This window comes from Phytomonospora sp. NPDC050363 (assembly GCF_040655735.1).
In the GTDB taxonomy this organism is placed as follows: Bacteria; Actinomycetota; Actinomycetes; order Mycobacteriales; family Micromonosporaceae; genus Phytomonospora.
The window spans coordinates 284,214-297,919 of the sequence record NZ_JBFAKK010000006.1 but is presented as its reverse complement, the minus strand read 5'-3'; the positions used below and the strand labels follow the sequence as shown (position 1 = coordinate 297,919).

The 13,706-nt window shown below is 70.9% G+C and carries 11 protein-coding genes and 1 tRNA gene; 10 read left to right on the top strand and 2 right to left on the bottom strand.

What is annotated here, in order from left to right:
• The first annotated feature begins 15 nt into the window (after positions 1–15).
• Complete coding sequence (locus AB0I28_RS18675; protein WP_357494774.1) at positions 16–1,185, top strand: ROK family protein; 1,170 nt, start codon at positions 16–18, stop codon at positions 1,183–1,185.
• A 93-nt stretch (positions 1,186–1,278) separates the two neighbouring features.
• A complete protein-coding gene (locus tag AB0I28_RS18670; protein ID WP_357494772.1) occupies positions 1,279–3,072 on the top strand; it encodes a bifunctional UDP-sugar hydrolase/5'-nucleotidase in 1,794 nt (597 codons plus the stop codon).
• 28 nt (positions 3,073–3,100) lie between these two features.
• Here AB0I28_RS18670 and AB0I28_RS18665 read toward each other — a convergent pair whose 3' ends face one another.
• Together AB0I28_RS18665 and AB0I28_RS18660 are read right to left on the bottom strand one after the other, a co-directional pair.
• Positions 3,101–4,357 (bottom strand): erythromycin esterase family protein, encoded by a 1,257-nt coding sequence (locus AB0I28_RS18665; RefSeq protein ID WP_357494770.1) that lies wholly within the window; start codon positions 4,355–4,357, stop codon positions 3,101–3,103.
• A gap of 23 nt (positions 4,358–4,380) precedes the next feature.
• Positions 4,381–5,289, bottom strand: a complete 909-nt coding sequence (locus AB0I28_RS18660) for an NAD-dependent epimerase/dehydratase family protein (RefSeq protein WP_357494768.1) — start codon at positions 5,287–5,289, stop codon at positions 4,381–4,383.
• A gap of 80 nt (positions 5,290–5,369) precedes the next feature.
• Here AB0I28_RS18660 and AB0I28_RS18655 point away from each other — a divergent pair, with 80 nt between their 5' ends.
• The 8 genes from AB0I28_RS18655 (at position 5,370) to AB0I28_RS18620 (ending at position 13,679) form a co-directional block, all read left to right on the top strand.
• Positions 5,370–5,975, top strand: coding sequence for a hypothetical protein (locus AB0I28_RS18655; protein ID WP_357494766.1), 606 nt, complete (start codon positions 5,370–5,372; stop codon positions 5,973–5,975).
• A 22-nt stretch (positions 5,976–5,997) separates the two neighbouring features.
• Positions 5,998–6,522 carry a hypothetical protein gene (locus tag AB0I28_RS18650; protein WP_357494764.1) on the top strand — a complete coding sequence of 175 codons (525 nt, stop codon included), beginning with the start codon at positions 5,998–6,000 and terminating at the stop codon, positions 6,520–6,522.
• 197 nt (positions 6,523–6,719) lie between these two features.
• Positions 6,720–6,869, top strand: coding sequence for a hypothetical protein (locus AB0I28_RS18645; protein WP_357494762.1), 150 nt, complete (start codon positions 6,720–6,722; stop codon positions 6,867–6,869).
• A 431-nt stretch (positions 6,870–7,300) separates the two neighbouring features.
• Positions 7,301–8,950, top strand: a complete 1,650-nt coding sequence (locus AB0I28_RS18640) for a bifunctional aspartate transaminase/aspartate 4-decarboxylase (RefSeq protein WP_357494761.1) — start codon at positions 7,301–7,303, stop codon at positions 8,948–8,950.
• A 1-nt stretch (position 8,951) separates the two neighbouring features.
• Positions 8,952–10,646, top strand: a complete 1,695-nt coding sequence (gene aspT / locus AB0I28_RS18635; protein WP_357494759.1) for an aspartate-alanine antiporter — start codon at positions 8,952–8,954, stop codon at positions 10,644–10,646.
• A 159-nt stretch (positions 10,647–10,805) separates the two neighbouring features.
• Positions 10,806–10,890 (top strand) — tRNA-Leu (locus tag AB0I28_RS18630).
• A gap of 444 nt (positions 10,891–11,334) precedes the next feature.
• Positions 11,335–12,957 (top strand): serine/threonine-protein kinase, encoded by a 1,623-nt coding sequence (locus AB0I28_RS18625; RefSeq protein ID WP_357494757.1) that lies wholly within the window; start codon positions 11,335–11,337, stop codon positions 12,955–12,957.
• Entirely contained in the window at positions 12,954–13,679 is a 726-nt protein-coding gene (locus tag AB0I28_RS18620; RefSeq protein WP_357494755.1) for a hypothetical protein, read from the top strand. Before AB0I28_RS18625 ends, AB0I28_RS18620 begins: the two co-directional genes overlap by 4 nt.
• Positions 13,680–13,706 lie beyond the last annotated feature (27 nt).

The window sequence follows — 13,706 nt, the reverse complement described above, 5'->3', positions numbered from 1 at the left end:
CTCTACCGTTGAGCGATGCGTGGTCCCGGCGGTGGCGACCTGGCGCGTTTGCGTCAGCTCAACGAGCGGGCGGTACTCGACGCGGTCCGCCGCACCGGGTCCTCCCGTGTCGCGGAGATCGTCGCCGCCGGCGGACTCGGCCGCACCGCGGTCGAGGAGGTCCTCCAGAGCCTGACCGCCCGCGGGTGGCTCGTCGAGGAACCTGCGGCCGTCACCGGACGCGGCCGCCCGGCCCGCACCTACCGCTACCGAGCCGAGGCCGGCCACGTCGCGGGCCTCGACATCGGCGCCCACGGCGTCCGCGCCGTCGTCGCCGACCTCGCCGGACGCGTCCTGGCCACCGTCCACAAACGCACCACGCCCGAGCTCCTGCGCCGGGCACGGCTGCGCACGGCCCGCACCGCCCTGGCCTCCTGCCTTACCGAGGCCGGCCTGCCCGCCGACGGTGTCTGGGCCCTCGGCGTGGGCACCACCGGCCAGGTCGACGCCGAGGGCCGCGTCACCCACTGCAACGCCATCCCCGACTGGAACGGCCTCGACCTGGCTGCCCGCTTCCGCTCGCCCGCCGAACCCAAACTGCTCGTCGTCGACAACGACAGCCAGCTCGCCGCCGCCGCGGAACACCGCTGGGGCGCGGCGAGAGGCGTCGGCGACTTCGTCCTCATGCAGGCCGGCCTGCGCACCGGCCTGGCGATGATGCTCGACGGCCGGCTGCGCCGAGGAACCCATGGCGCAGCCGGTGACCTGTCCCTCCTGCGCGGTGTCGCCTGGGAAGCCGCCATCGAGCACCTCCACAGCTGCCCCGACGTCCCCGACGACGTGCCCGCCGCCGACCGCGCCGAACGCGCCTTCGCCGAAGCCCGCGACGGCCGCCGAAGCGCACGCACCGCCGTGCGCCGCTACGTCCGCGCGATGGCCGTCGCCGCCGCCACGGCGATCGCCGTCGTCGACCCGGCCCTGCTCGTGGTCGGCGGGGCCTTCTCGCGCTCCGCCGACCTCATCTGCGAGCCGCTCGCCGACGAGCTGTCCACGATGTGCTCCTCGGTCCCGGAGATCCGCGCCTCCACCCTGGGCGCCGAATGCGCCGCGCTCGGCGGCGCCGCGCTGGCGCTCGACCGCCTGGATCGCCGCCTGCTGGCGGATTCCCGGGGTCGGCTCCCTGATCTCGGCGTGAACAGCCTCTGAACCTCACCGCGAGGCATTGACGGGGTGATCATCACTCCAATAACGTCGGAGCCCGACGAAATTCGTCTCCTCGCCCCCGGAGGTACCCCCGCCATGGACACCCGGTTCCGCCGCCGCACATTCCTCACCGCCGCCGGAGCGGCCGCCACCGCGACCGCCGTCGGCGACCTCGCCGTCGCCACACCGGCCGCCGCCGAGAGCGCTCCCGAGTACGTTGACGTGCAACTGCTCAACATCACCGACTTCCACGGCTACATGCAGCCCCCGACACCCGGGCAGGGCGGTGTGATCACCGGCGCGGACGGTGTCAAGATCACCGTCGGCGGCGCAGGTTACCTGGCGACGCACCTCAAGAGACTCAGAGAAGGCCGGCCGAACACGATCTTCTTCTCCTCCGGCGACAACTTCGCCGGCTGGCCCTTCGAGGTCGACGCCCACGACAACGAGCCGACCATCGAGATCCTCAACGCCCTCGGCCTCGACTTCAGCACCGTCGGCAACCACGAGCTCGACAAGTCGCGCAGTTTCCTCGTCGACCACATCGAGCGCGGTAAGCCCTACCCGACCGTCGGCCGCGACACCAGCTTCCTCGACTCGACCGGACAGCGCTTCGCCGGCGCGAACTTCCGCTTCTACAACGGAAACGTCGTCTGGACCGAGGACGAACGCCCCATCGTGCCCCCGTACAACATCGAATGGGTCGACGCAGGACGCGGACGGCGCCTCCCGATCGGCTTCATCCACCTCACCGTCGAGGACACCCCGACCGGATCGACCTCCTACCAGCCGAGCATGAAAAGCCTCGGCATCGTCGCCACCGCCAACCGCTACGCCGCCGAACTCAAGCGCAAAGGCGTGCACGCCATCATCGTCAACATCCACGACGGCGGCTACGCCGGCGACGACTACAACGCCGGGTCCAACCCCACCGGCCCGATCTTCGAGCTCGCCGCGCAGGCCTCGCCCGACATCGCCGCGATCGTCGCCGGGCACTGGCACTGCCGCTTCAACATGATGCTGCCCGACCCAGAAGGCGTGCTGCGACCCGTCGTCGAGGCGGGAAACCACGGCCAGGTCATCAGCGAGATCAACCTCAAACTGGACCGCTCGGGACGTGTCGTGCGCGAACTGACCCGCTCGACCAACCACGCCGTCACCCGCGACGTGCCCCTCGATCCCGAGGCCCAGTACATCGCCGACTACTGGAGCGCGCGAGGCAAGCGCCGCTACGCCACGCCCCTGGCCCGCGTCACCGCCGACTTCACCCGTGCCGCCGACGCCTCCGGCGAGAGCACCATGGGAAACCTCGCCGCCGACTACCTCCTGTGGAGCGCCGGCCGCAAATCCGCCGGCCGCGCCGACTTCGCCCTGATCGCCACCAAGCCCGTCAAGGGCTCGGTCGCCATCGCCGCCGACCTGCTCCACGCCAAAGGGACCAACCCCTCCGACAGCGACGGCCAGATCCTGTTCGGCGAAGCGTGGAACGCCGTCGGCTACGGCAACCCCGTCCTCACCGTCACCATGAGCGGCGAGACCGTCCACCGCGCCATCGAGCAGCAGTGGCAGACCCGGTCGGACGGGACGGTCGTGTTCGCGCCCTTCGCGGTCTCGGAGAACGTCCGCTACCGCTTCGACCTGGCAAAGCCGGTCGGCTCGCGCGTCGACCCGGCGAGCGTCACCATCTCCGGTGAGCCACTCGACCTGACGGCCCAGTACCGCGTCGCGGCACTCGCCTACACCCTCATCGGCGCCGACGGATACACGGCGCTGACCGAGTTCACCGACCCCTTCCGGGGCGAACGGGACCGCGAGGGCTTCATCTCCTACCTGCGCGCCCACCCGGTGCTGACGCCCGCGCCGCTCGGCCGCGCGACACCCGTCGCCTGATCCGGACCGCTGCCCGCGCGCGGATCCGTCAGCGCGCGGGCAGCGGCACCGATCCCGTCGAGACGGGGACATGGGCGAGTCCGTCGAACTCCTCCCCGACGACCGTGGGCGCGAGGTTCAGCCGGTACACAAACCGCGGCACCACGGCGCCGTAAGTGCGCGTCATGCGCGTCGCCGACAGCCACTCGCTCATGACGGCCGACCCGTCGGCGTCCCTCAGATCCAGCAACCGCGGCCCCGGCGCCGCACATGCGAGGTCGGCCTCGACCGTCCCGGCGGGCGCCGGCCCGACCCTGTTACCGACGACGCGCCCCGGCCGCGACCCCCACGGCCACATCCGCCGCGCCCGGAACACGCCCTCCCCGAACAGCAGGCCGAGCGCGTAGTACTCCGCCCCGAAACGCTCCCGCAGACGCGAACCGAGCGAGACGATCCCGCCGCCGTAGCGCGCCTTCGCGATGTGCCCGTTGTGGCCCCACAGCGCGACCCTGGCCGAAGGATCGGCGTCGACGATCTCGGCCACCGCCTCGGCCATGTACCGGTCGCGCGCGGCGAAGACCGTCTCGGCGAAGTCGGCGTGGCGCCGCTCCCGCGTCACCAGATCCGCCGCCCGCACCAGGATCCGGGCGTGTTCGACGACATCGGTCTCGGCCGCGAACCGCGAGGAGAGCACCGCGAGCACCGCCTCGGCGTCGCGCACGAGCGCCCGCGACGGATCCGGCCGCGAACCCGGATCGGCCTCGGACAGGACGCTCAAGGCCGCCAGCTCCCGCTCCAGCTCACCGGGCGCCGACTCCCGCAGGAAACCCCCGACCGATGCCACCGAAGCCCCGCAACGCTGCGGATCGACACCCACGAAACGCACCCGCCGCTCCTCCGGCAACGCCAGGTTGTACCCCCGCAGCCACTCGAACAGCTCCAGCACCTCACGCGTCCGCCACGTCCAGAACCCCAGCCCCGCCAGCACATCCGCCGCTTCCCCCACCCCGTAACGGATGTAGGCGTCCACCGCCGGACCCGCCGACGCGCTCGCCTCCATCGCGATCACGGTGAAGCCGAGCTCGGTGACCAGGTACTCGACGAGCCGGTGCTTGAGCCGGAAGAACTCCGCGGTGCCGTGTGTGGACTCGCCCAGCCCGGCGATCCGCACCCCCTCGAAGGCCCCGGCGAAACCCGCGAGGTCGGCGAAACCGGTGCCCGCCGACAGGCCGTCGAGCGCGACGGCGTTGCGTCGCAACCATGTGATGACTTCCGGGGAGGCGGACTCGCGCGCTGCCGTGGGCACCCGCCGAAGCTACCCGGGCGTGTTCACCGGCCTTCGGCGAGCCCGCCGCGGATCCAGGACGTCACCGAGTCGTGCCGGGGTCGCCAGCCGAGGACCTCGCGGGCCGTACCGCGCACCCGACTGTTGGAGCCGAGGGCGAAGACGGCCGGTTCATAGCCCCACTCGGCGATCGCGGAGTCGATGTCCCAGGCCTGGGGCGGGCCGAGGCCGAGGGCATCGGCGATCGCGCCGGTGATGTCGAGGAAGGACGCCTCGCCGCTCTCGACGAAGTGGAAGGTCCCGGGGGCGATGCCGTCGAGGGCCTTCACGTAGAGGCCGGCGACGTCGTCGACGTGCGCGTTGGACCAGATGTTGCGGCCCGGTCCGACGTGCCGCACGACGCCGCTCTTCTCGGCCTGGGCGACCAGCCGGGGAATCTGGACGCTGTCGCGCGCGAGACCGCGCCCGTGCCCGTAGATGAGCGTGTTGCACAGGACAGCCGAGCGCACGCCCCGGTCGGCCGCGGCGAGCACCGAGCGGTCGATGGCGACGCGCGCGGCCTTGTCGGGGGCCGGCTCCCAATCGCCGAGGACCTCGGCCTCGGTGTGGACACGGTCGGAGGCCTCGCCGCGCGAGTCGTCGCCGACGATGCTGGAGCCGCTGGTGTGCAGGAGGACCTTGCCGGTGCCCGCGAGCGCTTCGACGAACGTGTCGACGGCGCCGCGGTGGTCGCTGTCGGCGGCGTTGATCACGGCGTCGGACTCCCGGGCCGCGGCGGTGAGGGTGTCCTCGTCGTCGAGGGAGCCGATGACCGCCTCGACGCCGATCCCGCGCAGCGCCTCGCCTTTCTCGGCGCTGCGCGCCAGGCCCCGCACCCGGTGTCCGGCCTCGACGAGCCGCACGGCGACCGAGCCGCCGATGAACCCGGTGGCGCCCGTGACGAAGACGTCCATGCACCCTCCCCGTGGCCGCGTACGCCCGCAGTCTATTGAGGAGCGGTCACCGCGTGGGGCGAAGCGGATATCTTGGCCCCGTGGTGACTCTGCTGACCTACGCGGGCGACGTCCCCGCTAACGCCCCCGTCCTTCGCACCGGAGGCGTTCCCCTCGCCCCGGCCGGTTTCGAGTGGCCGCACTGCGCCAAGTGCGGGGGCCCGATGATGTTCCTCGCCCACCTTCCCGTCGACGCCGGCGTCGTGTCGGTCTTCATGTGCCAGAACCAGCCCGGCCTCTGCGAGGAATGGGACCCCGCCGCCGGCTCCAACCGCGCCCACCTCTATCCCGCCGACGCGGCCCTGCCCCCTGTCTCGGCGCACCCCGACGGCCCCACGCTCCTCCCCGTCGTCAACGGCCTTCGCCCGACCGAGTCGGCCGCCGACGAGTACCCCGACGCCGTCACCGCCTGGTCCGAGGCCGGCAACGAGCGGCGCGACGCCCTCGGCCAACTCGGCGGGGAGCCCTGCCGGCTCCAGGCCGACGAGGACCCCGCGTGCCCCGGCTGTGGCCGGACCATGGATTTCGCGCTCATGCTCGAAGCCGGCCGCGACTACCGGTCGGGAATGAACTTCGGCGGCGACGGGTGGGGGTACGTCTTCACCTGCGCGGGATGCGAGCGGGCCGCGTTCCTCTGGCAGTGCTGACCGGCGGCTAGAGTCACCCGCTGTGAAGCGTCCCCTCATCATCGCCGCCTGTGCCTTCGCCGTCATCGTCGCCGGCGCCGCCGTCCTCTTCTGGAAGCCGTGGTCGGACACCGCACACTCCGCCGAGGCGGTGCCGGCCACCTGCGACGAACTCGCCGCCGTCCCCCAAGGCCACGTCACCGACCCCGAGGTCAGGGAGAGGACCTTCGCCTTCGCCGGGGCCGGCCGCCTCACCGGCGAGGACCGGCCGGGCAGCACCCTCGTCTGCGACTGGAACGGCGCCGACGGCACGGTGGTTCAGCTGCGCGTCGAATACTGGGCCGACGGCCCCGGCGCCGCCGAGAACGAGGCCGAACTCGCCGACTCCACAGAGGTACCCGGCCTGGGCGACGAGGCGGCCCTGGCCACTGTCGGCACCGCCGGTGAGGGACTCGCGCGCGACGGCAACGTCATCGTCCACGCCCGGTGCATCTTCCGGGGGGAGGTCGACGTCTCCGGCGAGATCGTCGCGGTTCTCGAAGCGGCCCTCACCACGATCGGCGGCTGACGCCGGCGGCAAGCGGGAGCGAAACGGCGAGAGGAGCGGCGGGGGTCGGGTGACACATCGGCGCCGCCGGGGGCCCAATCCCGGCGGCGCCGAATCACCCAAGAGAAAGGAGACGTTCATGGACCATTCCCGGATTCGCGGCGGCTTAACCCCGCGCGGGGAGGCTTTTTTGGGGTGGGTGCGCCGACGACGCGGTGATGGCGGCACGGGAACGAAAGAAACCCCTGGTCTCGTTCGAGCACCGCCGCAACTTCGCCGCCGTGCTCGGGCAGCCGGCCGCCGACCTCTATCTGGCGGCCCACCGGATCCCCCAGGCCGTTAATCGCCTCGCCGTCGCGGGTGCCTGACGAACCGGCCCACCTCCGTCCGATCACGTTGCAGCTCACCGAGGAACGGGCTGCGGGGCGAAGAGCCGAGCGTGAGCGGAGTCAATTCCGCAAAGCCCGAGAACTGCCGTTTTAGGCCGTTATAAGTTGACGCTGCATGGCTGCCGACACGGGGGGATGGATGGGCCGGCTCAAGGACGCCCTGGCGGACCACGCCGAGCGCGCCCCGCGCGTCTGCGTCAACAACCTGTCCGCCACCCGCGCCCCCGGCCACCCCGACCGGGGCTCCGACGCGACGGCTTCTCCGGCATCGGCGCCATCACCGACGCGACCAAGAGCCAGATCCCGGTGATCGGCCACACGGTGCCGTACGCGATCCGGCAACACCTTGCTCACCGTCCGGGGAACGATCATCGTCGCGTCGCCGGCGTGAACTCACGGGGGAAATGATCATGACCACGATCGAACCGCGACCGCACACGTCGAGGGACGAGGAGCACCGGCTCCTCCAGCTCAGCCCGTTCGAGATCAAGAACAAGCTGATCGACCTCGCCGACGACAACGTCACCGCGGGCGCCGAGCAGATGCTCAACGCCGGGCGCGGCAACCCGAACTGGATCGCCACGGTCCCCCGGCAGGCCTTCGCGATGCTGCTGAACTTCGGCATCGAGGAGTCCAAGCGCGACTGGAGCGAATGGGACACCGTCGGCGGGATGCCCGCAAAACCCGGCATCGCCGGCCGCTTCGCGACCTTCCTCGACGAGCAGGGCGACAACGCCGGCGCCGAGCTGCTGCACGACGGCGTCGCCTACGGCGTCGACCGGCTCGGCTTCGACGCCGACGCGTGGGTCCACGAACTCACCGACGCCGTCATCGGCGACAACTACCCGGTCCCCGACCGGATGCTGACGCACGTCGAGAAGGTCGTCCACGAGTACGTCATCAAGGAGATGTGCGCAGGCCAGGAGCCCGAAGGCGGCAACTACGACCTCTTCGCCACCGAGGGCGGCACCGCCGCCATGTGCTACATCTTCGACAGCGCCGTCATCAACCGGCTGCTCATCCCCGGCGACAAGATCGCCATCATGACCCCGATCTTCACGCCCTACCTGGAGATCCCGCACCTCGAACGCTACGACTTCGAGGTCGTCGAACTCCGGGCCTCCAAGGTCGGCGAGAACGGCTTCCACACCTGGCAGTACCCCGACGCCGAGATCGACAGGCTCGCCGACCCGTCGGTCAAGGCGCTGTTCTGCGTCAACCCCAGCAACCCGCCCTCGGTGATGCTGGCCCCGGAGACCCTTGAACGCATCTCCTCGATCGTCGCCGAGAAGAACCCGGGCCTGACCGTCATCACCGACGACGTCTACGGCACCTTCGTCAACGGGTTCCGCTCACTGATGTCGGCCGTCCCCCGCAACACCATCGGCGTGTACTCCTTCTCGAAGTACTTCGGCGCGACCGGCTGGCGCCTGGGCGTCATCGCCGTGCACAGCGACAACATCTTCGAGGAGAAACTCGCCTCCCTCGACGCCGGGACCAAGGAACTGCTCGACCGCCGCTACGGCACGATCACCCTCGAACCGGAGAAACTGCGCTTCATCGACCGCCTCGTCGCCGACTCCCGGCAGGTCGCGCTCAACCACACCGCCGGCCTCTCCCCGCCGCAGCAGACCCAGATGGCGCTGTTCAGCCTCTTCGCTCTGCTCGACGAGGACGACTCCTACAAGAAGATCTGCCAGTCGATCATCGCCCGCCGGCTCGACGCCCTCAGCAAGGGCCTGGGGGTCCCGCTGCCGGCCGATCCGCTCGCCGCCCACTACTACGTCGAACTCGACCTCCTGTCGTGGGCCGAGCACCACTGGGGCGCGGAGTTCGCCACCTGGATGAAGGCGAACTTCGAGCCCGTCGACCCGATCTTCCGCCTCGCCGAGAAGGGCTCGGTCGTGCTGCTCAACGGCGGCGGCTTCGACGGGCCGGACTGGTCGGTGCGCGTCTCACTGGCGAACCTGCGCATGGAAGCCTACGAGAAGATCGGCACCTGGCTGTGGGAGATCGGCCGGGAGTACAAGGACGAGTTCGACAAGGTCAACGGCGGCTGAGATGGACTGGGCGAAGAACATCATCCAGTCCACACCCGAGATCGCGCTGTTCCTGTGCCTGGCACTGGGTTTCGCGCTGGGCTCGGTCAAAGTGTGGAAGCTCTCGCTCGGCGGTGTCGCCGGGACGCTGATCGTGGCGATCGTGGTCGGGATGTTCGCCGACGTGCAGCTCGACGACCAGGTGAAGAACATCGCCTTCGCGCTGTTCATCTTCACCCTCGGGTACCTGTCGGGACCGTCGTTCTTCGCCAGCCTCAACCGGGCGAGTCTCAAGTACGGCGTGTTCACCCTGATCGAGATCGTCATGGTCCTGGGCATCACGGCGCTCGCCGTGCTGATCATGGGCCTCGACGTCGGCACCGCGGCCGGCCTGATGGCGGGCGGTGCGACCGAGTCGGCGGTGGTCGGCACCGCCACCGACTCGATCGCGAAACTGCCGCTGCCGGCCGACCAGATCGCCACGCTGCAGGCCAACGTCGGCACCGCGTACTCGATCTCCTACATCTGCGGCCTGATCACGATCGTGCTGATGTCGAGCCAGGTGTTCCCGCTGATCATGCGCATCGACCTGCGGGCCGAGGCCGAGAAGCTGTGGCGCAAGCTCGGCGGCGGGACCACCGACGACAACGCCAGCCCCGCGCTGCCCGGTCTCGTCGGCCGCGCCCACCAGGTCGTGGCCGCCGACGGCAAGACCGTCGACCAGCTTGAGACCGCTCTGGGCAGGGGCGCCACCGTCGAGCGTGTCCTGCGCGGCGGGGACACCGTCGGCGGTACCGGTGACACCCGGCTCCTGCTGGGCGACATCGTGATGCTCGTCGGCCCGCGTGAGGCAGTCCTCGCCGGCGACAAGCTCATCGGACCCGAGGTCGCCCCGACACGGGGAACCGCCGACCTCGACCTCGACGTGGCCGACGTCATCGTCAACACCAAGGGCTTCCGCAACGGGACCCTCGGCGAGCTGCGCGCGCAGATCCCGCCGCAGCAGCGGCACGGGGTGTTCTTGTCGGCGATCACCCGTATGGATCACGAGCTGCCGGTCCAGAACGGCACGGAGATCCACAAGGGCGACACGGTGCGGTTCACGGGCACCAAGGCCGACCTGGCGGCGTTCACGCCGAAGGTCGGGTTCCGGATCGACCCGGGCGTGAAGTTCGACTTCGTGTTCATCTCCATCGGCGTCGTGCTGGGCTTCCTGATCGGCAAGCTCGTCCTCCAGCTCGGGGACGTGCCGCTGTCGCTCGGGACCGGCGGCGGCTGCCTCCTGTCGGGGCTCGCCTTCGGCTGGTTCCGGGCCCGCGACCCGAAGGTAGGGCAGTACCACCCGGCCGCCGCCGAGGTCATCAAGACCCTCGGCCTGGCCACCTTCATCTGCGCCGTCGGACTCTCGTCGGGGCCGCAGGCGGTCGAACTCGTCGAGGAGTTCGGCTTCGGGCTCCCCGTCGCCGGCATCCTGATGACCCTCCTGCCGGCCACCGTCTCGCTGTTCGTGGCGTGGAAGCTCATGAAGCTGCCAGCTCCCCTCACCCTGGGCGCCATCACCGGCCAGCAGTGCAGCACGCCGGGCATCACCGCCGTCCAGCAAGCCGCCGGCAACTCCACCCCGACGATGGCGTACACGATCGTCTACGCGCTGTCCAACGTCGCGCTCCCGCTCATGGGACCCGTCGTGGTCGCCATGGCCCGCGCCCTCGGATGACCGCACCCGGGGAGGGGTGGCCGACGACGGTCGCCCCTCCGGCACGGACCCTCCCGAACGAGCCCCCGACGACCATCGTGTACTGTCATGCCTCGTGCGAGTCACCCGGAAAACGGGTCGCGAAAGCGGCCGGTGGACCAGGTAAAGTGGGTCGTGCGAGTCGAAGTGGCGGAATGGCAGACGCGCTAGCTTGAGGTGCTAGTGTCCTTTATCGGACGTGGGGGTTCAAGTCCCCCCTTCGACACTCTGCGAACCCCTGGCCGACCGGGAGAAACCCCGGCCGACCAGGGGTTTTCTCTTGTTCGGGGCCTTCCCGCTCTCCCGTTGTTCGCCTTGAGGCCGAGGTCGGGCCGGCCGTCGGTCAGCGAGCCGCCGAGGTGGCGGTAGCTCGGTCGCGACTCGAACAGCCGCGGCGGGTCCAAGTGCCGCCTCGCGGCCGTTTGCCGCCCGCCCCGTCCGCAGTGCCCGAAGCCCGCCGAACGGGGCGCGGGAACAGGACCCGACCGAAGCGGGATCATGGGTGGCGCATTCCATCCGACAGGGCGCGCCGCCGCCCCGAAATCCTCGCGACCGGCAACGCGAACCCGCCCGGGCAGGGCAGGGGAGACCTCCCCATGGACGGACCGCCCGGATCGCACCATTCTGGTGATGGAAGATTATGTGCCCGGCACGAGCAATGGGGAGACCGATGAGCGCCGAGACCCGTCCGTACGTCGTCGGACCCGACGACGCGCCGGACAAGTACCGCCTGCGCCGCCAGGTCGGCGGAGGCGGGGAAGCGGAACTCTGGGAGGCCGAGCTCACCGTCTCCGGCGAGGCCGAGCGCGTCGCGGTGAAGATCCTGCGCGACCAGCACGCCGTCAACATCGAGACCTGGCGCGAGCGCTGGGCCGAGCAGACCGAACTGCTCCGTCTCATGCGCCACCCGGGCGTCGTCGGCGTCCACACGTACTTCGAGGGCGCCCGCATGCACCTCGCCGGCGAGACCCCGCACGAGGCCGAGGGCCGCACCCACTACCTCGTCATGAACTGGGTCGAGGGCCTGGACCTGCGCCAGTGGGTCACTGAGAACGCCGGCGACCGCCACGCGGCCCTGCGCCACCTCATCCAGGTCGCCGACGTCCTCGACTGGCTCCACGAAGGCCGCGCCACCCCCTCCGGCCGGCCGGTCGTCCACGGCGACATCAGCCCCGGCAACGTCATCGTCAACAGCGACGGCCAAGCCGTCCTCGTCGACTTCGGCCTCTTCCGCATGGCCACCGCCCAGACCCACCCCTCGGCCGGCACACAGGGCTACAGCGCCCCCGAGATCCTCATCGCCGGCGAGTACAGCCCCGCCTCCGACCGCTACGCCTTCGGTGCGTTCGCCTACTTCGTCCTCACCGGGCAGTCGCCGCCCGCCGACGCCGAGACTCTGCGCCTGGAGGTCGCCGAGGCGATCGACCCGGGGGGCGTCGCCGACGCCGACCGGCTCGCGCTGATCTTCGCCGACGAGCCCGCGCTGCGCCCCTCGGCGGGGGAGTGGATCCGGCTGCTGCGCCAGCACTCCTCGACGGTCGCCCCGCACGCCGCGCCGATGCCCGCGCAGGCGCCCGGGCAGGCCCTCCCGCCGCCGAAGCCGCCGCGTCTGGGCCCCATCCCGCCGGTGCAGCGCCCGACCATGTGGCGCGACCCCGTCACCGCGCGCCCGGCTGTCGGTCCCGCGCCGGTGCGCCCGGTCGGACCCGGTCCCGGCGGCCCGCTCCCGCTCGGGAAGGCCCCGAAGAGGCGACGGCGTATCGACAGCTGGCAGTGGGTCGTCGGCATCATGGCCGTCCTGCTCATCTGCGGATTCATCGGTCTGCTCACCGTGGCGCTGAACAGCGACAGCGACGCCCCTTACTCCGGTGACCCCTACTACGTGAACAACGAGGACGGCAACGGCGAACGGCGCCCCGACGACCCGCCGCCGACCGGGCTGGTCCCCGACCCGTCCCAGTCGGTCGCCGAGTCGGACCCGCTCGTCGTTTCCGGCCAGAACTTCGACACCTTCGTCGCCGCCGCCTGCACCACCCTGCCCAGCCGCGACTTCTCCCTCGTCGGCGACTACGAGTGGGTCGACCTGGTCATCGCCATGGGCGACGACTCGCCGAGCGGCTCGACGGCGCTGTTCACCGTGTTCCTCGACGGCGAGGAGGTCGCCAGCACCACCGTCGGCGCCGGCGAGCGCTTCGACTGGCACCTGCGCCTGCGGGAGGCCAACACGCTGCGCGTCGAGGTCACCAAGGCGACCGGCGGCACCTGCGGGATCGTGGACGGCTATCTGTCATGAGCGGTCTCGCCGACCTGATCGTCGAGTACGACGGGACCAGCCGGGTGCTCACCTCCGCCGAGGCGCTCACCTTCGGCCGCGACGCCTCCTGCGACCTGTGCCTGGACAGCGCCGACCTCGGCGTCAGCCGGATCGCCGGGCGCCTGTCGGCCACCGGGAGCGGCTGGGCCGTGACCAACCTCAGCCGCAAGCGGCCGCTGCACATCGTCGACCCGGCCGGGTTCGGCGTGCCACTGCCGGTGGCTCCCGAGCACGGCTCGCCGAGCCGCCGTTCCGTGGACGCCTCGCCGCTGACGGTGCTGGTGGTGGGGGAGGCGTGGACCTACGCGCTGGTGCTGCGGCTGGATCCCGGCGACCCGACCGGCGACATCTTCGCGCCCATCGACGAGAACCGCACCCGCACGCAGCTTCCGCAGCTGACCGACCGGCGCCGCGAGGTGCTCGTCGCGATGACCGCCGGCTACCTGCGCCCCTACCCGTACTACGACCCCAGGCCACGGACCTACCAGGAGATCGCCGACGAGCTTCGGCTGGCGAAGTCCACGGTGGTCAAACGCATCGAACAGGTCCGTCTCGACCTGGTCGAGGCGGGCGTCCTCGGACTGGAGAAGGAGCTCGACGCCCGCCGTGCCCTGTGCGAGTGGCTGCTGGCCACCCGTGTCCTCACCCCCGGCGACCTTGAGTGGCTCAAGGTCCGCCGGGCCGCGCAGGACCGGTCGTGAGAGGCCGCACGTCCCGTACGATCTGCG